The organism is Sphaerotilus hippei (assembly GCF_003201595.1).
Classification (GTDB): Bacteria; Pseudomonadota; Gammaproteobacteria; order Burkholderiales; family Burkholderiaceae_C; genus Sphaerotilus; species Sphaerotilus hippei.
In genome coordinates this window covers 23,920-49,512 of record NZ_QJJS01000004.1, presented here as the reverse complement: position 1 = coordinate 49,512, position 25,593 = coordinate 23,920, and the positions used below count along the sequence as shown (strand labels likewise).

At 70.4% G+C, this 25,593-nt stretch carries 26 protein-coding genes; 23 read left to right on the top strand and 3 right to left on the bottom strand.

All coding sequences use genetic code 11. The features are described 5' to 3' along the window. The first annotated feature begins 59 nt into the window (after positions 1–59). The 9 genes from C7444_RS05560 (at position 60) to C7444_RS20190 (ending at position 7,577) form a co-directional block, all read left to right on the top strand. The gene (locus tag C7444_RS05560; RefSeq protein WP_110400044.1) at positions 60–1,142 is read left to right on the top strand and encodes an MSMEG_0568 family radical SAM protein; all 1,083 of its coding nucleotides are present in this window, start codon (positions 60–62) and stop codon (positions 1,140–1,142) included. 47 nt (positions 1,143–1,189) lie between these two features. Next, positions 1,190–1,789: an MSMEG_0567/Sll0786 family nitrogen starvation N-acetyltransferase gene (locus C7444_RS05555; RefSeq protein WP_110399849.1), complete on the top strand. Its 600-nt coding sequence runs from the start codon at positions 1,190–1,192 to the stop codon at positions 1,787–1,789. Further along, complete coding sequence (locus C7444_RS05550) at positions 1,786–2,802, top strand: sll0787 family AIR synthase-like protein (protein WP_110399848.1); 1,017 nt, start codon at positions 1,786–1,788, stop codon at positions 2,800–2,802. The genes C7444_RS05555 and C7444_RS05550 overlap by 4 nt, the downstream gene beginning before the upstream one ends. Before the next feature lie 8 nt (positions 2,803–2,810). Continuing rightward, on the top strand, positions 2,811–4,010 hold the full coding sequence (locus tag C7444_RS05545; protein WP_245909423.1) for an MSMEG_0565 family glycosyltransferase: 1,200 nt from the start codon (positions 2,811–2,813) through the stop codon (positions 4,008–4,010). A 12-nt stretch (positions 4,011–4,022) separates the two neighbouring features. Next, positions 4,023–4,316, top strand: coding sequence for an MSMEG_0570 family nitrogen starvation response protein (locus tag C7444_RS05540; protein ID WP_110399846.1), 294 nt, complete (start codon positions 4,023–4,025; stop codon positions 4,314–4,316). Positions 4,317–4,373: 57 nt separating this feature from the next. Beyond that, the gene (locus tag C7444_RS05535; protein ID WP_110399845.1) at positions 4,374–5,681 is read left to right on the top strand and encodes an MSMEG_0569 family flavin-dependent oxidoreductase; all 1,308 of its coding nucleotides are present in this window, start codon (positions 4,374–4,376) and stop codon (positions 5,679–5,681) included. Between the two features lie 4 nt (positions 5,682–5,685). Beyond that, positions 5,686–6,606 (top strand): Pnap_2097 family protein, encoded by a 921-nt coding sequence (locus tag C7444_RS05530; RefSeq protein ID WP_110399844.1) that lies wholly within the window; start codon positions 5,686–5,688, stop codon positions 6,604–6,606. A gap of 149 nt (positions 6,607–6,755) precedes the next feature. After that, positions 6,756–7,256, top strand: coding sequence for an endonuclease V (locus C7444_RS05525; RefSeq protein ID WP_110399843.1), 501 nt, complete (start codon positions 6,756–6,758; stop codon positions 7,254–7,256). A gap of 159 nt (positions 7,257–7,415) precedes the next feature. Further along, entirely contained in the window at positions 7,416–7,577 is a 162-nt protein-coding gene (locus C7444_RS20190) for a hypothetical protein (RefSeq protein ID WP_170130642.1), read from the top strand. Between the two features lie 18 nt (positions 7,578–7,595). On the opposite strand, the gene C7444_RS05520 is transcribed toward C7444_RS20190, so the two are convergent. Further along, entirely contained in the window at positions 7,596–8,408 is an 813-nt protein-coding gene (locus C7444_RS05520) for an IclR family transcriptional regulator domain-containing protein (RefSeq protein ID WP_110399842.1), read from the bottom strand. Between the two features lie 176 nt (positions 8,409–8,584). Between C7444_RS05520 and C7444_RS05515 the strand changes: the two genes are divergently transcribed. From C7444_RS05515 to C7444_RS05495, 5 genes are all read left to right on the top strand, one after another. Then, positions 8,585–9,286 carry a 3-oxoacid CoA-transferase subunit A gene (locus tag C7444_RS05515; protein ID WP_110399841.1) on the top strand — a complete coding sequence of 234 codons (702 nt, stop codon included), beginning with the start codon at positions 8,585–8,587 and terminating at the stop codon, positions 9,284–9,286. A 27-nt stretch (positions 9,287–9,313) separates the two neighbouring features. Continuing rightward, complete coding sequence (locus tag C7444_RS05510) at positions 9,314–9,991, top strand: 3-oxoacid CoA-transferase subunit B (RefSeq protein WP_110399840.1); 678 nt, start codon at positions 9,314–9,316, stop codon at positions 9,989–9,991. Positions 9,992–10,014: 23 nt separating this feature from the next. Next, a complete protein-coding gene (gene pcaF, locus C7444_RS05505; RefSeq protein ID WP_110399839.1) occupies positions 10,015–11,220 on the top strand; it encodes a 3-oxoadipyl-CoA thiolase in 1,206 nt (401 codons plus the stop codon). A 10-nt stretch (positions 11,221–11,230) separates the two neighbouring features. Next, positions 11,231–12,046 (top strand): 3-oxoadipate enol-lactonase, encoded by an 816-nt coding sequence (gene pcaD, locus C7444_RS05500; RefSeq protein WP_110399838.1) that lies wholly within the window; start codon positions 11,231–11,233, stop codon positions 12,044–12,046. A 91-nt stretch (positions 12,047–12,137) separates the two neighbouring features. Next, positions 12,138–13,271 (top strand): Fic family protein, encoded by a 1,134-nt coding sequence (locus C7444_RS05495; RefSeq protein ID WP_110400043.1) that lies wholly within the window; start codon positions 12,138–12,140, stop codon positions 13,269–13,271. Positions 13,272–13,298: 27 nt separating this feature from the next. On the opposite strand, the gene C7444_RS05490 is transcribed toward C7444_RS05495, so the two are convergent. Continuing rightward, positions 13,299–14,246, bottom strand: coding sequence for a LysR family transcriptional regulator (locus C7444_RS05490; RefSeq protein ID WP_110399837.1), 948 nt, complete (start codon positions 14,244–14,246; stop codon positions 13,299–13,301). A 101-nt stretch (positions 14,247–14,347) separates the two neighbouring features. On the opposite strand from C7444_RS05490, the gene C7444_RS05485 reads away from it, so the two are divergent. The 8 genes from C7444_RS05485 to C7444_RS05450 are packed head-to-tail and all read left to right on the top strand — an operon-like array spanning position 14,348 to position 21,934. Then, entirely contained in the window at positions 14,348–15,475 is a 1,128-nt protein-coding gene (locus tag C7444_RS05485) for a muconate/chloromuconate family cycloisomerase (protein WP_110399836.1), read from the top strand. A 50-nt stretch (positions 15,476–15,525) separates the two neighbouring features. Beyond that, positions 15,526–15,816: a muconolactone Delta-isomerase gene (gene catC / locus C7444_RS05480; protein WP_110399835.1), complete on the top strand. Its 291-nt coding sequence runs from the start codon at positions 15,526–15,528 to the stop codon at positions 15,814–15,816. A 40-nt stretch (positions 15,817–15,856) separates the two neighbouring features. Continuing rightward, positions 15,857–16,771, top strand: coding sequence for a catechol 1,2-dioxygenase (catA, locus tag C7444_RS05475; RefSeq protein WP_110399834.1), 915 nt, complete (start codon positions 15,857–15,859; stop codon positions 16,769–16,771). A gap of 34 nt (positions 16,772–16,805) precedes the next feature. Next, positions 16,806–18,167, top strand: coding sequence for a benzoate 1,2-dioxygenase large subunit (benA, locus tag C7444_RS05470; protein ID WP_110399833.1), 1,362 nt, complete (start codon positions 16,806–16,808; stop codon positions 18,165–18,167). An 8-nt stretch (positions 18,168–18,175) separates the two neighbouring features. Next, on the top strand, positions 18,176–18,667 hold the full coding sequence (benB, locus tag C7444_RS05465) for a benzoate 1,2-dioxygenase small subunit (RefSeq protein ID WP_110399832.1): 492 nt from the start codon (positions 18,176–18,178) through the stop codon (positions 18,665–18,667). Between the two features lie 41 nt (positions 18,668–18,708). Continuing rightward, the gene (gene benC, locus C7444_RS05460) at positions 18,709–19,716 is read left to right on the top strand and encodes a benzoate 1,2-dioxygenase electron transfer component BenC (protein WP_110399831.1); all 1,008 of its coding nucleotides are present in this window, start codon (positions 18,709–18,711) and stop codon (positions 19,714–19,716) included. A gap of 32 nt (positions 19,717–19,748) precedes the next feature. Further along, positions 19,749–20,525: a 1,6-dihydroxycyclohexa-2,4-diene-1-carboxylate dehydrogenase gene (locus C7444_RS05455; RefSeq protein WP_110399830.1), complete on the top strand. Its 777-nt coding sequence runs from the start codon at positions 19,749–19,751 to the stop codon at positions 20,523–20,525. A 59-nt stretch (positions 20,526–20,584) separates the two neighbouring features. Then, positions 20,585–21,934, top strand: coding sequence for an MFS transporter (locus tag C7444_RS05450; protein ID WP_110399829.1), 1,350 nt, complete (start codon positions 20,585–20,587; stop codon positions 21,932–21,934). Between the two features lie 19 nt (positions 21,935–21,953). Here C7444_RS05450 and C7444_RS05445 read toward each other — a convergent pair whose 3' ends face one another. After that, positions 21,954–23,627: a methyl-accepting chemotaxis protein gene (locus C7444_RS05445; protein ID WP_110399828.1), complete on the bottom strand. Its 1,674-nt coding sequence runs from the start codon at positions 23,625–23,627 to the stop codon at positions 21,954–21,956. A gap of 300 nt (positions 23,628–23,927) precedes the next feature. Here C7444_RS05445 and C7444_RS05440 point away from each other — a divergent pair, with 300 nt between their 5' ends. Further along, the gene (locus C7444_RS05440; RefSeq protein WP_110399827.1) at positions 23,928–25,529 is read left to right on the top strand and encodes a methyl-accepting chemotaxis protein; all 1,602 of its coding nucleotides are present in this window, start codon (positions 23,928–23,930) and stop codon (positions 25,527–25,529) included. Positions 25,530–25,593: the final 64 nt, after the last annotated feature.

Here is a 25,593-nt window from a genome sequence, read left to right as displayed (position 1 = left end):
ACGCCGTTGTCACCCCTGAGCTGTTGTCCACCCCCACGGCCGCCGACACCCGCCAGCTGATGACCGAGCTGCAGTCGCAGGGGCTGCGCTTGGCCGACCCGACGGCCGGTGCGGCCAGCCGGCGTGGTGGCGCCGGGCCGTCCGACCACAAGGCCGTGACCGTGGACGGCGTGACGCTGATGGTGCCGGTGCACACGGCCAGCGCCTTCAGCTCGCCCTTCGTGGCCGACGCGCCGGGGGCCGATGGCCGCAGCGTGCTGCGCCGCGGCAGCATCCCGATCGCCAGCATCCAGTTCCCCACGCAACCGCGCTTCTATGGCCTGAGCACCGCCGAGGGTGTGCCCTACTCGCACATCGCCACGCTGCACGGGGCCGACGTGCTGGCCACCACCGTGCTGCAAACCTGCATCCGCTACGAGAGCCGCCGCAAGGCGTGCAAGTTCTGCGCGATCGGCCAGTCGCTGGCCGCGGGCCGCACCATCGCGCACAAGACGCCGGCGCAACTGGCCGAGGTGGCGAAGGCCGCTGTGGAGCTGGACGGCGTGAAGCACATGGTGATGACCACCGGCACGCCGCCCACGCCCGACCGCGGTGCGCGCGTGCTGTGCGAGAGCGCGCAGGCCATCCGCGCGGCGGTGGACCTGCCGCTGCAGGCGCAATGCGAGCCGCCCGACACCGACGCCTGGTTCCGGCGCCTCAAGGACGCGGGCGTCGACACGCTGGGCATGCACCTCGAAGTGGTGGGCGAGGCGCTGCGCCAGCGCATCCTGCCCGGCAAGGCCGAGGTGCCGATGTCGCGCTACTGGGACGCGTTCGGCGCGGCGGTCGACGTGTTCGGCCGAGGCCAGGTCAGCACCTATCTGCTCGCGGGTTTGGGCGACAGCGCGGAGACCCTGCTGGCCACCAGCCGCCGCCTGCTCGACCTCGGCGTCTATCCCTTCGTCGTGCCCTTCGTGCCCATCAGCGGCACGCCACTCGAAGACCTGCCCGCCCCACCGGCCGCGTTCATGCGCAGCGTGCTCGCGCCCCTGGGCGAGATGGTGGCCGCGGCCGGCCTGCGCGCGGGCGACATCAAGGCCGGTTGTGGCCGCTGCGCGGCGTGCTCCACCCTGTCGCGCTACGAAACGCCGCTGGCGGCTTGATCGACGTTGGTTCGCCGCTGGTTCACATCCCCCAGGAGCCCCTCACCATGTTGTCCGCGTCCGCTTCAACCCGCACCGACGACCCGCTGGCCGCACCCTGGTGCGAACTCGACACCGACTACCGCCCCCAGGCCTTCCGCGTGCAATGGGCGAGCAGCCCGTGGATGAACGCGCAGGCCCACGCGCTGCGGCGCACGGTGTTCTGCCGTGAGCAAGGCCTGTTCGATGGCGATGACGTGGACGACATCGATGCCCAGGCGCCCAGCGTGCGCTCGCTGGTGGCGCTGTCGTGCCTGGCGGGGGAGGGCGACGAGGTGGTGGGCACGGTGCGCATCCACGAAGCGTTGCCCGGCACCTGGTGGGGCTCGCGCCTGGCCGTGGCGCGCGACTGGCGCCACCACGGCCGGCTCGGCAGCACGCTGATCCGCCTGGCGGTGAGCAGCGCCCATGCGCTGGGCTGCCAGGAGTTTCTGGCCCATGTGCAGGCGCAGAACGTGCCGCTGTTCCGCCGCCTGCACTGGCAGGTGATGGACGAGATGGTGCTGCATGGCCGGGTGCACGCGCTGATGCGCGCCGACCTGGCGCACTACCCGCCTTGCCACACGCCCTACGCCGGTTATGTGCTGGCCACCGGGAGCGCGACGTGAGCGACCTGCACACCCTGGTGGCGCAGCTGCGCGCCAGCCGCGGCTATACGCACAAGCGCGACATCGCCCGCGTGTTGCAACAGCTGGCGCCCTCCGTCGGCGTGACGGCCGTGCCCAATGGCGACGATTGCGCGGTGCTGCCCGAGGCCAGTGGTGGCGGCCACCTGCTGTTCGCCATCGAGGGGCTGGTGCAAGACTTCGTGGAGACCCTGCCCTGGTTCGCCGGCTACAGCGGCGTGCTCGTCAACCTCAGTGATGTGGCGGCGATGGGCGGGCGTGCGGTGGCCGTGGTGGATGCCCTGTGGGCCAGCGGAGACGCGCAAGCCGAGGCCGTGCTGGCCGGCATGCGCGCCGCCAGCGAGCGCTACGGCGTGCCGCTGGTCGGCGGCCACAGCAACCTGCAGGCCCCGAGCGGCCAGCTCGCGATGGCCGTGTTGGGCCGCGCTGGCGCGCAGCTCATCAGCAGTTTTGCCGCCCATCCGGGCGACCGCCTGCTGGTGGCCGTGGACCTGCGCGGCCAGTGGCAGGACCCGTATCCCTTTTGGAACGCCTCCACCGAGGCCCCGACCGAACGCTTGCGCGCTGACCTCGACCTGCTGCCGCAGCTGGCCGAAGCGGGCCTGGTGGATGCCGGCAAGGACATCAGCATGGCCGGTGTGCTGGGCAGCGCGCTGATGCTGCTGGAGAGTTCGGGCGTGGGCGCCACCATCGACCTGGCGGCGTTGCCGCGGCCAACTCAGCTGCACGGCGCCCACGCGGCCAGCGATGCCACCACGCAAGCCGCGTGGCTGCGCTGGTTGTGCGCGTTCCCGAGTTTCGGCTTTGTGCTGAGCGTGCGCCCGCAGCAGGTGGCCGCGGTGCAAGCGCGGTTCGCGCAGCGCGACATCGTGTGTGCCGATGTGGGCGAGGTGCAGGCCGGCAGCGCGCTGGTGCTGCGCCAGGCGGGCGAGCGCGCCACGCTGTGGGACCACGCCGAAGCGCCGTTCATCGGCAGCGCGCGGAGGCCCGCATGAGCCGGCCCTTGCGCATCGCCTTGCTCACCCACTCGGTGCGTCCCCGCGGCGGCGTGGTGCACACGCTGGAGCTGGCGGACGCGCTGCAGGCGCGCGGCCACACGGTGACGGTGATCGCCTCGGCCGAGCCGGGCGAGCAGTTGTTTCGCGCGGTGGACCTTGCGTTTCACACCCTGGCTTTGCCCGCCTTGAGCGGCGATCTGCTGACGCAAGTGGGCCAGCGCATCCACACCCTGGTGCAGGGTCTGCCGGCGTTGCTGGCCGGCGGTGACTTTGACGTGCTGCACGCGCAAGACAGCCTCAGCGGCAACGCGCTCGCGCTGCTGCAGGCCGAGGGCGTGGTGCTGGCGCCCTGGGTGCGCACCGTGCATCACCTGGATGTGTTCGACGACCCGACCCTGATGGCCTGGCAAACACGCGCCTGGCGCGCGGCAGATGACGTGGCCTGCGTCAGCGACAGCTGGGCCGCGCACTTCCACACCGTCTTGGGTGTGCGTGCGCAGCGCATGTTCAATGGCGTGAACCTGCAGCGCTACCGCCGCGAGACGCAGCCCGGTGATGCCGCGCTGCTGGGGTCGCTGGGTGTACCCGCACAGACCGGCCCGCTGTGCCTGCTGGTGGGTGGCGTGGAGCAGCGCAAAAACACCACGCGCTTGTTGCATGCTTTCGCGCACTTGCGTCAGCACGACCCGGCCTGGGCTGAGGCGCGCCTGGTGGTGGCGGGCGGCGCCAGCATGCTGGACCACAGCGGCGCGCACCGCACCTGGGCCGCGGCGCTGGCCGAACACGCGCTGCGCGAAGGCCCGGGCCAAGCGGTGCTGCGCACCGGCCCGCTGCCCGACGCGGCGCTGCCCGCGCTGATGCGCCGCGCCGACGTGCTGGCCATGCCTTCGCTGATGGAGGGCTTCGGCCTCGCAGCGCTCGAAGCCCTGGCCTGCGGCACGCCGGTGCTGGTGTCGGCGCGCCCACCCTTCACCGAGCACCTGAGCGGTGAGCCCGGCGTCAGCTGGTGCGAGCCGGAAGACATCGCCTCCATCGCCACCGGCCTGCGGCAGGCCGCCGTTGCCCCGCGCCTGCAGCACACGCCCGGCGTCTGCCTGCAACACAGCTGGTCGCGCAGCGCCGCGCTGCACGAGGCCTGGTACGCGCAGCGCTTGGCGCGGCGTGCGCACGCCGCCGCTACTGCTCTTGAATCCACACCTGTCTGAACGGAGACCCCCATGCCCGCCATGCACTACACCATCCGCTGGCCTGATGCCACGCAGAGCGTTGCCTACTCGCCCTCGCTGGTGATCCAGGACTTCTTCCAGCCCGATGTGGACTACCCGCTGAGCGACTTCATGCGCCGCATCCGCGAGGCCACGGCCATCGCCAACCAGCGTGTGGCCGCCAAGTTCGGCTTCGTCTGTTCGCGGGCGGGTGACCAACTTGACGACACCGAACGCCGTGCCGCCGCCTTCGCGCTGCAGCCCGATGCCCCGGTGCGCATCGTCGCCTTCGGCCCGGCCGATTGAGCCGCCGCCCATCCTTCTCATCGCATCACATCGCATCGCATCCTCAGGAGACCCGCCATGTCCGCATCCACCACCAGCTCCCCATTGCCCCGTCACAGCGTCGTCATCGTCGGTGGCGGCCAGGCCGGTTTGTCCGTCAGCCACGGCCTGCAGGCCTTGAACATCGACCACCAGGTGCTGGAAAAACACCAGGCCCTGCACGCCTGGCGCACCCAGCGCTGGGACAACTTTTGCCTGGTCACGCCCAACTGGCAATGCGCCTTGCCGGGCCATCCGTATGCCGGTGACGAGCCGCACGGGTTCATGAAGAAGGACCAGATCAACCAGTACCTGGCCGGCTTCAAGGCCGCGGTGAACGCGCCGCTGCGCGAGGGCGTGACGGTGGAGCTGGTGCAGCCGGTGGCCGGCGGCTTCCTGGTGCGCACCAACGAGGGTGAGTGCCTGGCCGAGCAGGTGGTGGTGGCCTCGGGCGGTTACCACGCGCCCATCGTGCCGCGCCTGGCCGAGCGCCTGCCCGCGCACATCCAGCAGATCCACTCGGCCGACTACCGCAACGCCGATCAGCTGCCGCCGGGCAAGGTGCTGGTCGTGGGCTCGGGCCAGAGTGGCGCGCAGATTGCCGAAGACCTGCACCTGGCCGGGCGCCAGGTGGTGCTGGCCGTGGGTGATGCACCGCGCTGCGCCCGCTTCTACCGCGGGCGCGACGTGGTGGACTGGCTGGCCGACATGGGCTACTACGACATGCCCGTGAGCCAGCACCCGCTGCGCGAGGGCGTGCGCGACAACACCAACCACTACGTCACCGGCCGCGACGGCGGGCGCGACATCGACCTGCGCCGCTTCGCGCTCGAGGGCATGGAACTCTACGGCGTGCTCGAGGCGCTGGACGGCGACACGCTGCGTTTTGCACCGAAGCTCGGCGAGGCGCTGGACCAGGCCGACCGCATCTACAACGGCATCAACGCCGCCATCGACAAGCACATTGCCGCGAAGGGGCTGGAGGCGCCGGCCGGTGGTGTGTATGAAGCGCTGTGGGCGCCAGCAGAGGAGCGCGAAACCCTGTCGCTGGCCGACGCGGGCATCACCTCGGTGATCTGGTGCATCGGGTTTGCACCGGACTTCCGCTGGCTCAATGCCCCCGTGTTCACTGGCCGCGGCCACCCCGTGCACGAGCGCGGTGTCACCAGCGTGCCCGGCCTGTACTTCATCGGCCTGCCATGGCTGCACACCTGGGGCTCGGGCCGCTTCTCGGGCGTGGCCCGCGACGCGCAGTTCGTGGCCGAGCGCATCGCGCACCACCGTGCGCATCAGGCGGAGACGGTGAGCGCGGCCAGCGCGGGCCGGGCGGAAACGTCGCTGGCGTGACACCATGAGCCTGGTCCCGGCTCCCTTGAACCGGTGTCACGAGGCCCGGCCGCAGGCGTGGCTGGCCGAGGCGCGCACGGCGTGCCCGCCCCGCCAGCAGCACACCACGCAGGTGCTGGGCATGCCGATGCTCAACGCCGACGGACTGTCCGAGTCGTGGCTGCAGAAGACCTGCGGCGAACTGCACTGGCAGGCGCTCAGCCGGGCGCTGGGCGTGCCGCCCGAGCAGTGGCAGGACCGCAGCGGCCGGCGCGTCTACGCCGCCTTCTGCGGCCTGGAGCTGCGGGACGCGCAGCTGGAGCGGGCGACGGAAGGCCAGCGGCTCCAGATCGACAGTGACCTGCGCTGGCTCGGCGCCTCGCAGGCCTGGAGCCAGCACCGCCTGCACATCGGGACGCACACGCTCGGTGTGCTGGACATGGTGTCGGCGTTCGTCAGCCGCCACGAGCCCGGCCGCAACGCCTCGGTGCGCCGTGCCGAGATGCCGGGTGGCGAGGGTGACGCACCGTTGGCCGAGGCGGCGGCCCGTTGTGCCCTCCTGAGGGCGCAGCGGCAGGACCTGCTGGCCCGTCATGCCCGCGGTGATCCAGCCTGCCCGGCCGGCCTGTCGCACTGGACGGTCACCCCGTGCCCGCGCCATGACTTCAACGGCGCCGGCCTGCTCTACTTCCCCAGCTTCAGCGCCCTGGCCGATCGGGCCTTGTGGCAGTGGGGGCGGTGGGGGCGTGACGAGCTGCTGCGCCATCGCGAGTGCGTCTACACCGGCAATGTGGAAGTGGGCGAGCCGCTGCGCCTGAGCCTGTTGGCCGATGAACCCTCGGAGCGAGGGGCTCGCCGCCTGAGCCTCGTGCTGTGCAGCGCACGCGATGAGCGGCCGCTGGCTCAGGTGAGCGTTCAGCTCGACGTGCGCCACCCGCCGCCGTGAGCGGGTGACCCGGGCCTGCGGCGTGTTCACCTTCGGCGCCCGCCCGGCCCGCCCATCCTGGCCCTGCGCGGGCGGGTGCGGCGCTCACGCAGGAATGCGATGGACAATGGCCGCGCCCGACCCGCGGGCGTGACCGCACAAGGATTTCGATGAAACTGGCCGTTGCCGTCCACCACGATGGTGCAGGGGCGCTGGTCGCCGCCGTGGCTTTTGATGCCTGGGACGCGAACGAAGCGTCGCAGACCTGGACCACCCGCATTGCCGAGGTCGAGCAGGTCAAGCCGGTGCGCGGCCAGCCCGATCTGCGCGACCTGCCGTGCCTGCTGCAGCTGCTGCGCGAACACGCGCTGCAGCCCGAGCTGATCGTGATCGACGGCTGCGTCCACCTCGACCCGACGGGCACGCCCGGACTGGGGCATCACCTGCATCAGGCCCTGGGCGGCAGCGTCGCGGTGATCGGCGCGTCGAAGGCGTCCATGCCGCAGATGCCGGCGCAGTTCGAGGTGCACAGGGAAGAGGAGGGCCGGCCGCTGATCGTCACCTGCGTCGGCATCGATCTCGGCGCGGCCAAGGCCCGGCTGCGCATGATGCACGGCAAGCGCCGTGTGCCCACGCTGCTGAAGCTGGTCGGGCGGATGGCGAAGGGTTGAGCAGTTTTCCACGAAAGTGGCGAACGTCGGCAGGGGGCCGGCCGCACCGGCCTGCCGCACCGTCGCCCGGTGACGATGATGCGAGCGCCCCGTCATCGGCGTGCCCCCGGGCCGCGGGTGACGCCTCTCCTGCCGTGACGGCCCAGGCCGCGCTCCCGCATGTCGATCCTCCCCTCGAACCATCGTCCGCAGGACGAATCCGCCCCGCGCTCCGGCTGGAAGACGGCGGGCTTCGTCGCACTGGTCTTCGTGCTGACCTGGCTGCTGGCCGCCCCGGCGCTGCTGGGGCTGATCGAGTGGCTCGAGGCCTGGATCGCCTGAGGCCCGCGCGGCGGCCGCTCAGTTGGGCATCAGCGCGCTGATGCGCTCGGCCACCGCGATCAGCGGCGGCAGGAAGTTCTTCTGCATCACGCTGGCCGACTGGCGCTGCGGACGGCTGCTGACGTTGATGGCCGCGACCACCCGGCCCGAGCGGTCGCGGATCGGGGCGGCCAGCGACATCAGACCGGGCTCCAGCTCCTCGTTGACCAGGGCCCAGCCCTGCTGGCGCACCTTGGACAGCGTCTGCAGCAGCTTGTCGGGGTCGGTGACGGTCCGGGGGGTTCTGGCGTCGAGTCTCATGGCCAGCACCCGGCGCGTCCGCTCGTCCTGCGGCAGATCGGCCAGCAGCACCCGGCCCATCGAGGTGCACCAGGCCGGCAGGCGCGAGCCCACCCCGAGGTGGATCGACATGATCTTGTGCACGGGCGTGCGCAGCAGGTAGACGATCTCGTCGTCGTCGAGCACGGCCGCCGAGGTCGACTCGCCCAGCTGGTGCGTGAGCTCCTCCATCAGCGGCTGGGCCTGGCTCCACCACGGCTGGGCGCTGAGGTAGGCGAACCCCAGCTCCATGACCTTGGGCGTCAGGCGGAACTGCCGGCCGTCCTGCACCACGTAGCCCAGCGCATGCAGCGTCAGCAGGATGCGGCGTGCGCCGGCCCGGCTCATGCCGACCCGCTCGGCGGTCTCCGACAGGGTCTGGGCCGGTGCGGCCGCACCGAAGCTGCGCAGCACCTCCAGCCCGCGGGCGAACGACTGCACATAACCATCACCGGGGCGCGTCTCGTCGCCGTCCTCGGCCTGGCCGAGGGTCCTGGAAGCCTTGATCGACATGGATGGATCTCCGTCAGGCGCGCCCGTGCTCGCGTCGACCCGGCTTGACAGCGGGTGTCGACGTCATTAGGCTGGCGCCAAGATGTTCGTATATAGAATTATTGTTCTACATACGAACATTGTCAAGCGCCATCCGACGCCCGAGCGAGGGCGTGCCCACCCCTGGAGACCTTTTCATGATCAACAAGATCGTGGCCTCGGCCACCGCCGCCCTGGCCGACGTGCGCGACGGCGCGACCGTGATGATCGGCGGCTTCGGCACCGCCGGCCAGCCCAACGAACTGATCGATGCCCTGATCGGGACCGGCGCCAGGGAGCTGGTCATCGTCAACAACAACGCCGGCAACGGCGACACCGGGCTGGCGGCCCTGCTGGCCGCGGGCCGGGTGCGCAAGATCATCTGCTCCTTCCCCCGGCAGGCCGACAGCCATCACTTCGACGCGCTCTACCGCGCCGGCCGGATCGAGCTCGAGCTGGTGCCGCAGGGCAATCTGGCCGAGCGCATCCGGGCGGCCGGGGCTGGCATCGGCGGCTTCTTCACGCCCACCGGCTACGGCACCCCGCTGGCCGAGGGCAAGGAGACCCGCGAGATCGACGGCCGCATGCAGGTGCTGGAGCTGCCGCTCCATGCCGACTTCGCGCTGATCAAGGCGGAGCAGGGCGACCGCTGGGGCAACCTGAACTACCGCATGACCGCCCGCAACTTCGGTCCGATCATGGCGATGGCCGCCAGGACCACCGTCGCCACCGTGCACGATCTGGTCGAGCTCGGCCAGATCGACCCCGAGGCCGTCGTCACGCCGGGCCTGTTCGTGCAGCGCGTGGTCCGTGTCGACCGCGTGGCCACCTCCGCGGGCGGCTTCAAGCACGCGGCCTGAGTCCCACTCCTTCCACTCCCCCACGCCATGACCCAAGCCCTTGCTCCGTCCGTCGCCCCGGCCGTCGTCCGCTGGACCCGTGACCAGATCGCTGCCCGTGTCGCCCGCGACATCCCCGACGGCGCGGTCGTCAATCTGGGCATCGGTCTGCCCACCGCCGTCGCCAACCACCTCTCGTCGGACAAGGAGATCGTGCTGCACTCCGAGAACGGCGTCATCGGCATGGGCCCGGCGCCCGAGGCCGGGGCCGAGGACTTCGACCTGATCAACGCCGGCAAGCAGCCCGTCACCCTGCTGCCCGGCGGCTGCTTCTTCCACCACGCCGACAGCTTCTCGATGATGCGTGGCGGCCACCTCGACGTGTGCGTGCTGGGCGCCTTCCAGGTCTCGGCCGGCGGTGACCTGGCCAACTGGCACACCGGGGCGGCCGACGCCATCCCGGCCGTCGGCGGCGCGATGGACCTGGCCATCGGCGCGAAGAAGACCTTCGTGATGATGGACTACCTCACCAAGGGCGGCCAGGCCAAGCTGGTGCCGGCGTGCAGCTATCCCCTCACGGGGGTCGGCTGCGTCAGCCGGCTCTACACCGATCTGGCCGTGATCGACCTGGCCGACGGCGCGGGCCGGGTCATCGACCTGGCGCCGGGCCTGAGCCTCGAGGCGCTCCGGGCGCTGACCCCCGGCGTCACCCTCCACCTGTCCTGATCCCCCCGTTCCCGGCACCCACCATGACCCGACACGCCTACATCTGCGACGCCCTTCGCACCCCCTTCGGCCGCTACGGCGGCAGCCTGTCCTCGGTGCGCGCCGATGACCTGGGCGCCGTGCCGCTGAGGGCGCTGGCCCGGCGCCACCCCCGGCTCGACTGGGAGGCCTTCGGCGACGTGCTCTATGGCTGCGCCAACCAGGCGGGCGAGGACAACCGCAACGTCGCCCGCATGTCGCTGCTGCTGGCGGGCCTGCCCGTCGGCCTGCCCGGCTCCACCATCAACCGCCTGTGCGGCTCCGGCATGGACGCCGTGGGCACCGCGGCCCGGGCCATCCGCAGCGGCGAGGCCGAGCTGATGCTGGCCGGTGGCGTCGAGAGCATGAGCCGCGCCCCGTTCGTGCTGCCCAAGGCCGAGGCGGCCTTCAGCCGCGCCAGCGCCATCCAGGACACCACCATCGGCTGGCGCTTCGTCAACCCGCTGATGCAGGCGCAGTACGGCGTCGACGCGATGCCGGAGACGGCCGAGAACGTCGCCACCGACTTCGGCATCAGCCGCGAGGACCAGGACCTGATGGCGCTGGCGAGCCAGCGCAAGACCCTGGCGGCCCAGGAAGCCGGCTTCTTCGACGCCGAGATCACCCCGGTGACGCTGCCACAGAAGAAGGGCGAGCCCGTTGTCGTCACCCGGGACGAGCATCCCCGCGCCACCACGCTGGAGGCGCTGGCGCGCCTCAAGGGCGTGGTCCGCCCGGACGGCACGGTGACCGCCGGCAACGCGTCGGGGGTCAATGACGGGGCGTGCGCGCTGATCCTCGCCAGCGAGGCGGCCGCGGCCCGCCACGGGCTGACGCCCCGGGCCCGGGTGGTCGGCATGGCCACGGCGGGCGTGGCGCCGCGCATCATGGGCATCGGCCCGGCGCCGGCCACGCTCAAGCTGCTGCAGCAGACCGGCCTGAGCCTCGAGCAGATGGATGTCATCGAGCTCAACGAGGCGTTTGCCGCCCAGGGCCTGGCCGTGCTGCGCCAGCTGGGCCTGCGCGATGACGACGCCCGGGTCAATCCGAACGGCGGGGCGATCGCGCTGGGCCATCCGCTGGGCGCCAGCGGCGCCCGGCTGGTCACCACGGCGATCAACCAGCTGCACCGCACGGGGGGCCGGTACGCCCTGTGCACCATGTGCATCGGCGTGGGTCAGGGCATCGCCCTGATCATCGAACGTGTCTGAGGAGCCACGCATGAACCCATTTCCGCTGACGGCCGGTCATCCCCGCCTGCGCCACCATGTGCTGGAACCTCGCCATGGCCGGGCGCCACGGCGCACCTTCGTGCTCGCCCACGCGCTGGGCTGCGACCTGACGATGTGGGACGAGCTGGCCACGCACCTGTCGGCCGACAGCCGCGTCGTCGTCTACGACCAGCGTGGCCACGGCGGCAGCGAGGTGCCTGCCGGGCCGTACACGATGGCCGCGCTGGCCGACGATGCCTCCCGCCTGATCGACGAGCTGCAGCTCGGGCCCGTCACCTGGATCGGCCTGTCGATGGGGGGCATGGTCGGCCAGGAGCTGGCCCTGTCCCGTCCGGGCCAGGTCCGGGCCCTGGTGCTGGCCAACACCACGTCGGCCTATGCCGCCGAGGCGCGCACCGGCTGGGCGCAGCGCATCGCGGCCATCGAGCAGGGCGGACTGGCCGCCATCGTCGACGGCGCGATGCTGCGCTGGTTCCACGACGGTTTCCGGGCCGCTCAGGCCGCCACGGTGGCCCGCTGGCGCGACCGGGTGCTGAGCTGCGACACGGCCGGCTACCTCGCCAGCTGCCATGCCGTGGCCGGCGTGGACACCACGGCCCGCCTGCCGCGCATCGACGTGCCCACGCTGGTCATCGCCGGCGAGCTGGACCTGGGCACCCCGCCCGACATGGCCCGTGTCATCGCCAGGGCCATCCCGCAGGCCCGCCTGGTGATCCTGCCCCAGGCCTCGCACCTGAGCGTGCTGGAGCAGCCCCTGGCCTTCCGTCAGGCGGTGGAGGACTGGCTGCAGGGCTTGCCGGACTGAGCGGCAGGGCGTCTCGCACCGGCGCCCCATGCGGTGAATGCAGGCCCTGTTCGCCGCATTCAATGCGGTGAATGTGCGTCACAATCTCCGCATGAGCCGTGGTGATGACCTCTACATCTGGCAGGACGGCGACTGGCCTGCCTGGCAATTCGACCTCGCTGCCTTGGCGCAGCCCCTGGCCGAAGTCAGCCGTGCCCAGGGGCTGTTGATGGGGCGACTGGCCGACGTCGGCATGGCCCTGCGCGACCAGGCGAGCCTGACGGCGTTGACCGCGGATGTCATCAAGACCAGCGAGATCGAGGGTGAGCAGCTCGACGTCGCGTCCGTGCGGTCCTCCATCGCGCGCCGGCTGGGCGTCGACATCGGTGCGCTGGCGCCGGTGGACCGCCACGTCGAGGGTGTGGTCGAGATGGTGCTCGACGCCACCGCCCGGTGCCACGCCCCGGTGACCCGGGAGCGCTTGTTCGGCTGGCATGCCGCCCTGTTCCCCACGGGCCATTCGGGCCTCACCCGGATCCAGGTGGGTGGCTGGCGCGACGACGCCAACGGGCCGATGCAGGTGGTTTCCGGGCCGCTGGGGCGCCAGCGCGTGCATTTCGAGGCGCCGCCGGCCGACCGACTCGCGGTTGAAACCGACCGTTTCCTGGCCTGGGCCAACAGTGCGTCGAACGAGCCGCCACTGATCAAGGCCGGGCTGGCGCACCTGTGGTTCGTCACCTTGCACCCCTTCGATGATGGCAACGGCCGCATCGCGCGTGCCGTGGGCGACCTGTTCCTGGCCCGTGCGGAGGGTCGCCCCCAGCGCTTCTACAGCCTGTCGGCGCAGATCCAGCGCGAGCGCAAGGCCTACTACGACCTCCTCGAGCACACCCAGAAGCAGTCGCTGGACGTCACCGAGTGGCTCGCCTGGTTCCTCGCCACCCTGCACCGCGCCGTCGACCAGGCACAGCACACGCTCGACGCCGTGCTGCTCAAGACGCGGTGCTGGCATCGCTGGACGGCACCCGGTTCGGCACCGCTGAACGAGCGCCAGGTGAAGCTGCTCAACCGCCTGCTCGACGGTTTCGAGGGCAAGCTCACCAGCAGCAAGTGGGCCGCGATCGCCAAGTGTTCGCCGGACACGGCCCTGCGCGACCTCACCGATCTGCTGGCCCGCGGCGTCCTGCGGAAATCCGGCGCGGGCGGCCGCAGCACCCACTACGAGCTCGACGACGCCTCGACATAGGCTGCGGCGGCTGCCGTCCGTGAGGTGTCAGGAGAGGCTTTCCGCGCGGTCGCCGCCCGGGGCCGTGCTGCCGCGGCTGCGGGCCTGCGCCTGCTCCCGGTAGATGTCGTCGATCAGCTGCCGCAGCAGCACGATGTCCGTCGAGTCGTCGTGCACCCGCGTGCTCATGATGATCGGCGAGACGGCCTGCGGCTCCAGCACCGCCCGGTAGACCACCTCGTCCGGCCGCAGGCGATGCACGCTGGCGGGCACCAGGCACAGCCCCATGCCCGAGGCGACCAGCCCGAGGGCGGTCTGCAGTTCCTGCACCTCGTGCACCGCCACCGGCTCCAGCCCCTTGTCCCGGAAGATCGACAGCACCTGGTCGGCGTAGCTCGGACGGGGTTTCCTAGGGTAAACAAGGTTGGGGTGACGGGCGACCTCTGACAGACTCATGGGACCGGTGTCGTTTGCGATTTCATACTCACAAGGTATCGCCACGACCAGCGCTTCCTCGCGCAGCACCTCGCGTTTCACCGCCGGGTCATCCAGCCGCAGTCGCCCGAAACCCACGTCGATGCGTCCGGCCTTCAGGGCCTCCATCTGCTCGACGGTCGACATCTCCAGCAGCGCCAGTTCCGTGTTCGGCCGGGCGGCCCGGAACAGGCGGACCAGCCGGGGCAGGGCGCCGTACATCGTCGACGACACGAAGCCGATCACCATGCGCCGCTCCATCTGCGCCACGCGACGCGTGGTGTGGATGGCTTCCGTCGCCTGTTCCAGCAGGCGCGTGGCGTGGGTGTGGAAGAAGCGGCCCGCCTCGGTCAGCTTCAGCGGGCGCGAGCCGCGTTCGAACAGCTGCAGGCCGAGCTCCTCCTCCAGATCCTGGATCTGGCGGCTCAGCGGTGGCTGCGAGATGTGCAGCCGCTCGGCCGCGCGGGTGAAGTTCTGCTCGTCGGCGACGGTCACGAAATACCTCAGATGTCGCAGTTCCATTCGATACCTTTTATGTATCAAACCAGTCTAAAAGCGTCTTGGACACAACACAAGCCGCCTTCCTAAGATGACTGCACTTCCTCATCAGACGGCGCAGCGAAATGACCTCCCAAGTGAAGATCCAGACGGTGGACACCCTGCTGGTGGATGTGCCCACCATCCGACCGCACCGCCTGTCGGTGGCCACCATGAACCACCAGACCCTGGTGCTGGTCCGCATCCGCTGCACCGACGACATCACCGGCTGGGGGGAAGGCACGACCATCGGCGGCCTCGCCTACGGCGAGGAGAGCCCCGAGAGCATCAAGGTCAACATCGACACCTACATCGCGCCGATGCTGGTGGGACAGGACCCTTCCCGGGTGGCTCACCTGATGAGTCAGGTGCAGGAGCGCATCCAGGGCAACCGATTCGCCAGGTGCGCGATCGAGACGGCCCTCTACGACGCGCAGGCCCGGCGCCTGGGCGTGCCGCTGAGCGAGCTGTTCGGTGGCCGCGTGCGGGACCGCATCCCGGTGGCCTGGACGCTGGCCAGCGGCGACACCGCGCGCGACATCGCCGAGGCCGAGCGCATGCTCGACCTGCGCCGCCATGACATCTTCAAGCTCAAGATCGGCCTGCGCACCGTGCGCGACGACGTGGCCCACGTGGCGGCGATCAAGCGGGCCCTGGGCGACCGGGCCAGCGTGCGCATCGACGCCAACCAGGCCTGGTCGGTGACCCAGGCCCTGACCGGCATGGCGATGCTGGCCGACGCGGGCGTCGACATGGTCGAGCAGCCCATCGTCGCGCACGACCGGATCGGCCTGAAGCGCCTGACCGACGCCAACATCATCCCCGTCATGGCCGACGAGTCGCTGCACGGACCGCGTGACGCCTTCCTGGTGGCCAGCCAGCAGGCGGCCGACATCTTCGCCGTCAAGATCAACCAGTCCGGCGGCCTGCGCGGCGCCGCCCAGGTGGCCGCCATCGCCCAGGCCGCCAACATCGAGCTCTACGGCGGCACGATGCTCGAAGGGGCGGTCGGCACGATGGCGTCGGCCCAGCTGTTCAGCACCTTCCACGAACTGGCCTGGGGCACCGAGCTGTTCGGCCCGCTGCTGCTGACCCAGGAGATCCTGCGTGAACCGCTGCACTACAGCGACTTCAGCCTGGTGCTCCCCCGCAGTCCCGGCCTGGGCCTCGAGATCGACGAGGACCGGCTGATGCATCTGCAGCGCGCGCGCTGATCCGACCCTACCCGCCCCGTCGGTCCCCCGCCTCTCCCTGAAAGAAGACCATGCTTTTCCACGTCGAGATGGAAGTCCGCCTGCCCGTCGACATGCCGGCCAGCCAGGCCGATGCGCTCAAGCAGGCCGAGCGTGAGCTCGCCCAGGCACTGCAGCGCAGCGGCCAGTGGCGCCACCTCTGGCGCATCGCCGGGCGCTACGCCAACGTCAGCGTCTTCGACGTCGAGAGCATCGACGAGCTGCACCGGCTGCTGACCAGCCTGCCCCTGTTTCCCTTCATGAAGATCGGCGTCACGCCGCTGTGCCGCCATCCCTCGTCCATCCACGACGACGACCGCTGAGCTCCCTTCCCCTTTCATCCACCCTTGCAGGAGACATCCCATGGACAAGAACAGCATCGACGCCCTGATCGCCCGTTTCGAGGGCACCGGCGTCACCGGACCGGGCAATCCCCGCATCAAGACCATCGTCAACCGCCTGCTGCGCGACTTCATGTGCACGATGGAAGACCTCGACATCCAGCCCGAGGAATTCTGGGCCGGGCTGAACTACCTGGCCGAAGCCGGTCGTTCGGGCGAGCTGGGCCTGATCGTGCCGGGCATCGGCCTGGAGCATTTCATGGACCTGCGCATGGACGAGGCCGAAGCCCGCGCCGGCCTGGCCGGCGGCACGCCGCGCACCATCGAGGGTCCGCTGTACGTGGCCGGCGCCCCCGAGGTCCGTGGCAGCGCGCGCCTGGACGACGGCACCCAGCCGGGCGAGGTCGTGGTGATGCACGGGGTGGTCCGCGACGACCAGGGTCTCCCGCTGGCTGGCGCGAAGGTCGAGGTCTGGCATGCCAACCACCTGGGCAACTACTCCCATTTCGACAAGACCCAGAGCGACTTCAACCTGCGCCGCACCCTGATCACCGACGCCGAAGGCCGCTACCGCTTCCGCAGCATCATGCCGCTGGGCTACAGCGTGCCCCCGGGCGGCGCGACCGATCGCCTGCTGACGCAGCTCGGCCGCCACGGCCACCGCCCGGCGCACATCCACTTCTTCGTCTGCGCGACCGGCTGCCGCAAGCTGACGACGCAGATCAACATCGAGAGCGATCCGCACCTGTGGGACGACTTCGCCTTCGGCACCCGGGACGGCCTGGTGCCGCCGATCCGGCTCAACGCCGATCCGGCCGCGATGCGGGCACTGGAAGTCGATCGCCCCTTCCACGAGATCGAGTTCGACTTCACCCTGCACGCCGACCAGGCCCACGCGCCGGCCACCGACTTCGACCGCCCCCGCGCCGCGGCCTGATGAGCGGGCCTGCCACCCCACAGCGGAGACACGCATGAGCCACACTGCAGCCCTGGAAGGCGTCCGGCAACGCCTGGCCGGCATGCTGGTCGAGGACAAGGACCAGCACATCTATCGCCTCAACCGCGCCGCGTTCACCGACGAGGCCCTGTTCGAGCTGGAGATGAAGCACATCTTCGAGGGCAACTGGATCTACCTGGCCCACGAGAGCCAGATCCCCGAGCCCAACGACTACCTGACCACCACCATGGGTCGGCAGCCGATCGTCATCACCCGCAACCGCCACGGCGAGCTGAACGCGATCATCAACGCCTGTTCGCACCGCGGGGCGACCCTGTGCCGCCACAAGAAGGGCAACAAGGCCAACTTCACCTGCACCTTTCACGGCTGGACCTTCAACAACAGCGGCAAGCTGCTGAAGGTCAAGGACGCCAGCGAGGCCGGTTACCCGGAGAGCTTCAACAAGGACGGCTGCCACGACCTGAAGAAGGTGGCTCGCTTCGAGAGCTACCGGGGCTTCCTGTTCGGCAGCCTGAACGCCGACGTGCCGCCGCTGACCGAGTTCCTGGGCGAATCGACCAAGATCATCGACATGATCGTGGACCAGTCGCCCGACGGCCTGGAGGTGCTGCGCGGCTCGTCCACCTACACCTTCGACGCCAACTGGAAGCTGCAGGCCGAGAACGGTGCCGACGGCTACCACGTCAGCTCGGTGCACTGGAACTACGCCGCGACCACCCACCACCGCAAGCAGGCCGCCGCCGGTGACAACGTCAAGGCGATGGACGCCGGCAGCTGGGCCAAGCAGGGCGGCGGCTTCTACTCCTTCGACCACGGCCACATGCTGCTGTGGACCCGCTGGGCCAATCCCGAGGACCGGCCGGCCTACCAGATCCGTGACGAGCTGGTCGGGCGCTTCGGCCAGGCCCGCGCCGACTGGATGATCAACCACTCGCGCAACCTCTGCCTCTACCCGAACGTCTACCTGATGGACCAGTTCGGCTCGCAGATCCGGGTGCTGCGCCCGCTCGCGGTGGACAAGACCGAGGTCACCATCTACTGCATCGCGCCCCGGGGCGAGTCGGACCAGGCGCGTGCGCGCCGCATCCGCCAGTACGAGGATTTTTTCAACGCCACCGGCATGGCCACGCCCGACGACCTGGAGGAGTTCCGCGCCTGCCAGCAGGGTTATGCCGCCACCGCACTGCCGTGGAACGACATGTGCCGCGGGGCCACGCACTGGGTGGAAGGGGCCGATGCCGCGGCCCGGGAGATCGACCTGCATCCCCGGCTCAGCGGGGTCCGGACCGAGGACGAGGGCCTCTACACCGAGCAGCACCGCTACTGGCTCGAGGCGATGCAGCTCGCCATCGAGCGCGAGGCCGAGAAGGCGTGAGGACGGGCATGACCATGATGACCATCGACCAGGTGCAGGCCTTCCTGTACCGCGAGGCCCGGCTGCTCGATGACCGGCAGTGGGATGAATGGCTCGGCTGCTACACCGCCGATGCCGAATTCTGGATGCCGGCGTGGGACGACGACGACCGGCTCACCGTCGATCCGCAGCGCGAGATCTCGCTGATCTACTACCCCAACCGGGGCGGCCTGGAGGACCGGGTCTTCCGCATCAAGACGGAGCGCTCGGCGGCGACCACGCCCGACACGCGCACCAGCCACAACCTGTCGAACGTGGAGATCGTCGCGCAGCAGGGCGACGAGGTCCGGGTGCGCTTCAACTGGCACACGCTCAGCCACCGCTACCAGACGACCGACAGCCACTTCGGCTGCACCCACTGCGTGCTGAAGGTGGTCGACGGACAGCTGTTCATCCAGCGCAAGCAGATCGTGCTGAAGAACGACTACATCCACCACGTGCTCGACATCTACCACGTCTGAGCGCCGTGCCGTCCGGGCCCCGCCCGGCGGAAAGGAACACCATGAGCCACCACATCGCCCTGCGATTCGAAGACGGCGTGACCCGTTTCATCGAGGCCCGGCCCACCGAGACGGTGGCCGACGCGGCCTACCGGCAAGGCATCAACGTGCCGCTGGACTGCCGCGACGGCGCCTGCGGCACCTGCAAGTGCCAGGTCGAGTCGGGCACCTACACCCTGGGCGAGTACATCGACGACGCGCTGAGCGAAGAAGAGGCCCGGCAGGGCCACGTGCTGACCTGCCAGATGCGCGCCACCAGCGACGGCGTGATCCGCGTGCCGGCCTCCTCGCTGGCCTGCCGGACCCGTCCGGCCAGCTTCCAGGCGACGCTGCGCGAGGTGCGCCAGCTCTCGCCCAGCACGATCGCCCTGTCCCTCGAGGGCGAGGCGCTGAAGCAGCTCGCCTTCCTGCCCGGCCAGTACGTCAACCTCGGCGTGCCGGGCAGCGAGCAGACCCGCGCCTATTCCTTCAGCTCGATGCCCCGCGACGGCGTGGTCTCGTTCCTGATCCGCAACGTGCCCGGCGGCCTGATGAGCGGTTTCCTGACCGGCGCCGCCCGTCCGGGCGACCGCCTCTCGCTGGCCGGCCCGCTCGGCAGCTTCTACCTGCGCGAGCTGCGGCGCCCGCTGCTGATGCTCGCCGGGGGCACGGGCCTGGCGCCTTTCCTGGCGATGCTCGACCGGCTGGTCGAGCAGGGCGGCGGGCAGCCGGTGCACCTGATCTACGGCGTGACGCACGACGTCGACCTGGTCGGGCTGGAGCAGCTCGAGGCCTTCGCGGCGCACCTGCCGGACTTCACGTTCAGCACCTGCGTGGCCAGCGCGGACAGCACCCACCCCCGCAAGGGTTATGTCACCGAGCACATCGAGCTGGCACACCTGCACGACGGTGACGTCGACATCTACCTCTGCGGACCGCCGCCGATGGTCGAGGCCGTCAGCCGCTTCATCCGTGACCGCGGGCTGCAGCCGGCGAGCTTCCACCACGAGAAGTTCACGGCCAGCGCCTGACCTTCCTTGCTCCTGACCATGGGATCTTCGACATGACTCCACGTTTTCAAGACCGGGTGGCGGTGGTCACCGGATCGGCCCAGGGCATCGGGCGGCGGGTGGCCGAGCGGCTGCTCGCCGAAGGCGCCCGGGTGGTGGCGGTGGACCGCTCCGAACTGGTGCACGAGTTGCGCGACGCCGCCGGGCCGGGCGAACGCCTGCTGACGCTGACCGCCGACCTCGAGCGCCACGCGGACTGCCGGCGCGTGATGGCCGAGGCGGTGCAGCGCTTGGGCCGGATCGACATCCTGGTGAACAACGTCGGCGGCACGATCTGGGCCAAGCCCTTCGAGCATTACCAGGAGGACGAGATCGAGGCGGAGGTGCGGCGCTCGCTGTTCCCCACGCTGTGGTGCTGCCATGCGGCCCTGCCGCCCATGCTCGAGCAGGGCCGGGGCGCGATCGTCAACGTCTCGTCCATCGCCACGCGTGGTGTCAACCGCGTGCCCTACGGCGCGGCCAAGGGAGGCGTGAACGCGCTGACCGCCTGCCTGGCGCTGGAGACGGCCGAGCGTGGCGTGCGCGTGAACGCGACCGCCCCGGGCGGCACCGAGGCGCCCCCGCGGCGCATCCCGCGCAACACGGCGCTGCCCAGCGAGCAGGAGAAGGCCTGGTATCAGCAGATCGTCGACCAGACGGTCTGCTCCAGCCTGATGAAGCGCTACGGCACGATCGACGAGCAGGTCGGCGCCATCCTGTTCCTGGCCTCCGACGAGGCGTCCTACATCACCGGCGTGACGCTGCCCGTCGGTGGCGGCGACCTGGGCTGAGACCCGGGCGCCCGCCGACCCACACCCACACAACCCGACCCTGAAGAGGTGGAGACAAGATGCAATCAATCGACGTATCCAGGCTGATCGATCACGCCCGGTTCAACCGCTTTCACTGGACGGTGCTGTTCTGGTGCGCCCTCATCATCGTCTTCGACGGCTACGACCTGGTGATCTACGGGGTCGTGCTGCCGGTGCTGATGAAGGAGTGGGCGCTCTCGCCGCTGCAGGCCGGGGCGCTGGGCAGTTACGCGCTGTTCGGCATGATGGCCGGGGCGATGGTCTTCGGCCCGCTGTCGGACCGGATCGGCCGCAAGAAGGCGATCACGATGTGCGTGATCCTGTTCAGCGGCTTCACCGTGCTCAACGGCTTCGCCCGCAACCCGACCGAGTTCGGCCTGTGCCGCTTCCTGGCCGGACTCGGCATCGGCGGGGTCATGCCCAACGTGGTCGCGCTGATGAGCGAATACGCCCCCAGGAAGATCCGCAGCACGCTGGTGGCCATCATGTTTAGCGGCTACTCGGTGGGCGGCATGCTGTCGGCCGGCCTGGGCATCGTGATGCTGCCCACGCTGGGCTGGCAGTCGGTGTTCTTCGTCGCCGGCATCCCGCTGCTGCTGCTGCCGGTCATCATGAAGTTCCTGCCCGAATCGGTCGGCTTCATGATCCGGCAGGGCCGCGACGACGAGGCCCGTGCCATCCTCGAGCGCATCGAGCCGGGCTTCAAGGCGGGGGCCGACCAGAGCCTGAGCATGCCGGCGATCCAGTCCAGGGGCACGCCACTGCTCGACCTGTTCCGCGACGGCCGGGCCTTCCAGACGCTGATGCTGTGGGTCGCCTTCTTCTGCTGCCTGCTGATGGTCTATGCACTGAACTCCTGGCTGCCCAAGCTGATGAGCAAGGCCGGCTACGGACTGGGCTCGAGCCTGGGCTTCCTGCTGGTGCTCAATTTCGGCGCCATCTTCGGTGCCGTGGGCGGCGGCTGGCTGGGGGATCGGCTCAACCTGCCCCGGGTCCTGGCCGCGTTCTTCGCCGTGGCGGCGCTGTCGATCAGCCTGCTGGGCTTCAACAGCCCGAGCGTGGTGCTCCACGGCCTGATCGCCGTGGCCGGGGCCACGACGATCGGCTCGCAGATCCTGCTGTATGCCTGCGGGGCGCAGTTCTACAGCATGGCGATGCGATCGACCGGCCTGGGCTGGGCCTCGGGCATCGGCCGCAACGGGGCGATCATCGGGCCGATCATGGGTGGGGCACTGATGGCCATGGAGATGCCGCTGCAGGGCAACTTCATGGCGTTCGCGGCCCCCGGGGCGATCGCCTGCCTGGCGATGGGGCTGTTCGCCCTGCGCCAGGAGCGGCTACTGCCGGTGGAGGCCCCGGCCCCTGCGCGGGCCGCCGGCGCGGCCTGAGCCGGGCGGCGCGCGGCCGTCAGCCGACGGTCCGTGGCGCCGGCTGCGGCAGCCTGAAGCGCGCCACCTCGTCGGCCAGGTGGCGTGCCTGATCGTTCATCGACGCCGATTCGGTGGCGGTCTGCTGGACCAGCGCCGCGTTCTGCTGCGTGGCCCGGTCCAGCTCCTGCACCGCCTGGCCGATCTGGCCGATGCCCGCGCTCTGCTCGCGCGAGCCCGTGGCGATGGTGTCCAGCAGGCCGTGCACGCGCTGCGAGGCGGTGACGATGTCGTCGATCGTCGCGCCGGCCCTGCGCACGACGGCGGTGCCGGCCTCGACCTGGTCGACGCTGCTGCCGATCAGGGTCTTGATCTCGCGCGCGGCCTGGGCGCTGCGCTGGGCCAGCGTGCGCACCTCGCTGGCCACCACCGCGAAGCCGCGGCCCTGCTCGCCGGCGCGGGCGGCCTCGACGGCCGCGTTCAGCGCCAGGATGTTGGTCTGGAAGGCGATGCCGTCGATGGAGCCGATGATCTCGCCGATGCGGGTCGACGAGGCCTGGATGGCCTCCATCGTGGCCACGACCTCGCCCATCACCTGGCCGCCCTGCGTGGCGATGCGTGCGTTGTCGCGGGCCACCTCGGCGGCTTCCTGCGTGTGGGCCGAGGAGCTGCGCAGCGTGGCCGACATCTGCTCCATCGAGGTGGCCGACTGCTCCAGGTTGGCGGCGGCCTGCTCGCTGCGGGCCGACAGGTCGCCCATGCCGGTGGCGATGCTGCCGCTGGAGCGCATGATCGCGTCGCTGGACAGCCGCATCCGGGCGACCATCTGCCGCAGCGCCTCCTGCATGCGACACAGGTCGTGCATCAGCTGGGCCGGCTCGTCCCGGCCCCAGGGAGCGGGGGAGGTGGTCAGGTCGCCCGCGGTCATCGCCATCAGGTGGCGGCGCGTCTCCTTCAGGCCGCCGTTCATCACGCGGTAGAAGCTGAGGAAGAAGTAGACCGACACCAGCACGGACAGCAGCAGGATGACGCCGCTGCGGGTCAGCTGACGCTGCACGGCCGCCTGCACGTCGTCGACGTAGACCCCCGAGCCGACGACCCAGCCCCAGGGCTCGAAGCCCTTGACGTAGGACACCTTGTCGACCGGACGGTCCAGGCCGGGCTTGGGCCACTGGTAGTGCACAAAACCCTGGCCGTGGTCGCGCACGGTCGACACGAAGGCCTGGAACAGCGGCACGCCGTTGGGATCCTTGCGGTCGCCCAGCTGCTGGCCGTCCAGCGCCGGCTGGGTCGGGTGCATCACCATGCGGTGCTGCATGTCGTTGATCCAGAAATACTCCGAACGGTCGTAGCGCAGCCCGGAGACGACCCGTCGGGCCAGCGCCTGGGCCTGCTCGCGCGACAGCCCGGCCTCGGTCTCCTGGCGGTGGGCCCAGCCGATCACCCCGTGCACCACCTCGACATGCTGGCGCGTCGCGTCCAGCCGCTGCTGCATGGTGGCTGCGGACTGCTCGTGCAGCTGCCAGCCCAGCAGCGCGAGCATCGGCACGAAGAAGGTCAGCGAGATGATCAGCGCCTTGGCGGTGAAGTCCAGCTGGCGGAACAGCCGCACGCCCGGCGCCCAGAGCCCGTGGTGGGTGAAGAATCCGCCCCGGCGTCGATGAGGTGTCGCCGATGGGCGTGACACCGGGCCGGGCTGAAGAGTGGCGGACATCGGATCGGGCTCCTGCAGGGGGTGGAAATCGTGTGGAAATGAACGCCGGGATGGCGAAATAACCCTGAGGCAATCATTGCTTATGCACCGAAACCGTGCCTTCTGAAATGGCCGGTAAAAGTCATGGCTGTTGCTGCATGTAAGTTGGATGACAGGTTCCAGCAGGGTTCCCCGATCCGCGGCCAGCGGAAATCCACCCCTTTCCCGGGCGCATCTCCAGTCATCCCGATGGGGCCGCCGGCATAGGCTGGCAGGTGACGCGGGCGATCAGGCTCGCCGGACCACCTGAAGGACATTTCCATGCACGCTGGATGGCGCGGAGCGGGCGGGCGCCTGCGACTGGCTCACAAGCTGAGTCTGTGTTTCGGCCTGTTCCTGCTCATCCTGCTGGGCTTGACGGGACTGGCGCTGATGCGCATCGAATCGCTCAACGGCACGCTGCTCGCGGTGACCGGCAACGGCGCGCAGCGCAGCCAGACCGTGCGCGACATGGAGCGCTGCGCCAACGAGTACGGCAGCACGCTGCGCTCCTTCTCCGCGGCCGACCCGTCGACGCTCGAGGCGCTGCACCGCCAGCTGCAGGACACGGTGCAGACCTGCGGCAAGCTGTCCGCCGCGGCCCGCCAGATGATCACGGCCGACGACGGCCTGCAGCGGCTCCAGCAGGTCGACCAGGCCTTCGACGGCGCGCAGGGCGTGCTGCGCCAGGCCCGCCAGGAATACGGCGGCAGGGGCGAGGGCGCGGTGGCCTTTGGCGTGCGCCTGCGCATGGCGACCGAACAGGCCCAGGAGGAGGCGCACCTGAACGCCTGGATCCGGACCGTGCGGGCGCTCGGTGCCTGGGACGACGCCTGGAACGAGGCCACGGCCCGATCGGCCTCGGGCCTGGCGGTGCACGCCCGCAACGTGCTGCTCGGCGGGGCGCTGGTGGCGCTGCTGCTGGCCGGCCTCGCGGGATTCTGGCTGGTGCGCGACGTCTCGCGCGGCCTGGGTGCCGCGCTGGCGGCGACACGGCAGATGGCCGCCCATGACCTGTCCCGGCCCGTGCCGGTCGAGCGCGGCGACGAGATCGGCGAGGTGCTGCAGGCGCTGGAGGAGATGCGCGAGCGCCTGCACCACCTGGCGGCCAGCGTCCGTGATGCCTCGTCGTCGATCCATCAGGCCAGTGCCGAGATCGCCGCCGGCAGCCAGAACCTGAGCGACCGCACGGAGCAGGCCGCCGCGACGCTGCAGCAGACGCTGGGCACGATCGAGACGCTCGGCCAGTCGGTGCAGCAGACCAGCGGCTCGGCCGACTCGGCCCACCACCTGGCCCGTGTCGCCAACGAGGTCGCGCAGCAGGGCGGCCAGACCGTCTCCCAGGCGGTGGCGACGATGGCCGAGGTGAACACCGCGTCCCACAAGATCGCCGACATCATCGCGATCATCGACGGCATCGCCTTCCAGACCAACATCCTGGCGCTGAACGCGGCGGTGGAAGCCGCCCGCGCGGGCGAGCAGGGCCGCGGCTTCGCGGTCGTGGCCGGCGAGGTGCGGGCGCTGGCCCAGCGCAGCGCCAGGGCGGCCCAGGAGATCAAGGGCCTGATCCACGACTCGATGAGCCGGGTCGAGGCCGGCTCCGTGCAGATCCACCAGGCCGGCAGCACCACGCAGGACATCATGCGCTCGGTCGAGCGGGTCTCCGGCATCATCGCGACGATCTCTCAGGAAGCCCAGCAGCAGCTCGGTGGCATCGGCCAGACCCGCGAGGCGGTGCGCCAGCTCGACTCGGTCGCGCAGCACAACGCCGCGATGGCCGAGCAGGCCGCCGCCGCGGCCGGTGCGCTGACCGATCAGGCCGGCCGGCTGTCCCGGCTGGTGAGCAGCTTCCAGCTCGGCGACACGCCACGGTCCGCGGCCTGACGCGGCGCGGGGCCGGAGCCCCGGCCGTGATCTCCCCACGAAACCCGGGCCAGCCGGTGCGGTG

Bases quoted from the DNA above. Each gene is read 5' to 3' on its own strand.
- C7444_RS05440 (WP_110399827.1), top strand. From the start codon at position 23,928: ATGCACGCTGGATGGCGCGGAGCGGGCGGGCGCCTGCGACTGGCTCAC.
- C7444_RS05510 (WP_110399840.1), top strand. From the start codon at position 9,314: ATGACCCAAGCCCTTGCTCCGTCCGTCGCCCCGGCCGTCGTCCGCTGG.
- C7444_RS05535 (WP_110399845.1), top strand. From the start codon at position 4,374: ATGTCCGCATCCACCACCAGCTCCCCATTGCCCCGTCACAGCGTCGTC.
- C7444_RS05495 (WP_110400043.1), top strand. From the start codon at position 12,138: ATGAGCCGTGGTGATGACCTCTACATCTGGCAGGACGGCGACTGGCCT.
- C7444_RS05485 (WP_110399836.1), top strand. From the start codon at position 14,348: ATGACCTCCCAAGTGAAGATCCAGACGGTGGACACCCTGCTGGTGGAT.
- C7444_RS05525 (WP_110399843.1), top strand. From the start codon at position 6,756: ATGAAACTGGCCGTTGCCGTCCACCACGATGGTGCAGGGGCGCTGGTC.
- catC (WP_110399835.1), top strand. From the start codon at position 15,526: ATGCTTTTCCACGTCGAGATGGAAGTCCGCCTGCCCGTCGACATGCCG.
- benB (WP_110399832.1), top strand. From the start codon at position 18,176: ATGACCATGATGACCATCGACCAGGTGCAGGCCTTCCTGTACCGCGAG.
- C7444_RS05450 (WP_110399829.1), top strand. From the start codon at position 20,585: ATGCAATCAATCGACGTATCCAGGCTGATCGATCACGCCCGGTTCAAC.
- C7444_RS20190 (WP_170130642.1), top strand. From the start codon at position 7,416: ATGTCGATCCTCCCCTCGAACCATCGTCCGCAGGACGAATCCGCCCCG.
- pcaD (WP_110399838.1), top strand. From the start codon at position 11,231: ATGAACCCATTTCCGCTGACGGCCGGTCATCCCCGCCTGCGCCACCAT.
- C7444_RS05455 (WP_110399830.1), top strand. From the start codon at position 19,749: ATGACTCCACGTTTTCAAGACCGGGTGGCGGTGGTCACCGGATCGGCC.
- C7444_RS05555 (WP_110399849.1), top strand. From the start codon at position 1,190: ATGTTGTCCGCGTCCGCTTCAACCCGCACCGACGACCCGCTGGCCGCA.
- C7444_RS05490 (WP_110399837.1), bottom strand. From the start codon at position 14,246: ATGGAACTGCGACATCTGAGGTATTTCGTGACCGTCGCCGACGAGCAG.
- C7444_RS05530 (WP_110399844.1), top strand. From the start codon at position 5,686: ATGAGCCTGGTCCCGGCTCCCTTGAACCGGTGTCACGAGGCCCGGCCG.
- benC (WP_110399831.1), top strand. From the start codon at position 18,709: ATGAGCCACCACATCGCCCTGCGATTCGAAGACGGCGTGACCCGTTTC.
- benA (WP_110399833.1), top strand. From the start codon at position 16,806: ATGAGCCACACTGCAGCCCTGGAAGGCGTCCGGCAACGCCTGGCCGGC.
- C7444_RS05515 (WP_110399841.1), top strand. From the start codon at position 8,585: ATGATCAACAAGATCGTGGCCTCGGCCACCGCCGCCCTGGCCGACGTG.
- pcaF (WP_110399839.1), top strand. From the start codon at position 10,015: ATGACCCGACACGCCTACATCTGCGACGCCCTTCGCACCCCCTTCGGC.
- catA (WP_110399834.1), top strand. From the start codon at position 15,857: ATGGACAAGAACAGCATCGACGCCCTGATCGCCCGTTTCGAGGGCACC.
- C7444_RS05540 (WP_110399846.1), top strand. From the start codon at position 4,023: ATGCCCGCCATGCACTACACCATCCGCTGGCCTGATGCCACGCAGAGC.
- C7444_RS05445 (WP_110399828.1), bottom strand. From the start codon at position 23,627: ATGTCCGCCACTCTTCAGCCCGGCCCGGTGTCACGCCCATCGGCGACA.
- C7444_RS05560 (WP_110400044.1), top strand. From the start codon at position 60: ATGACCGAGCTGCAGTCGCAGGGGCTGCGCTTGGCCGACCCGACGGCC.
- C7444_RS05520 (WP_110399842.1), bottom strand. From the start codon at position 8,408: ATGTCGATCAAGGCTTCCAGGACCCTCGGCCAGGCCGAGGACGGCGAC.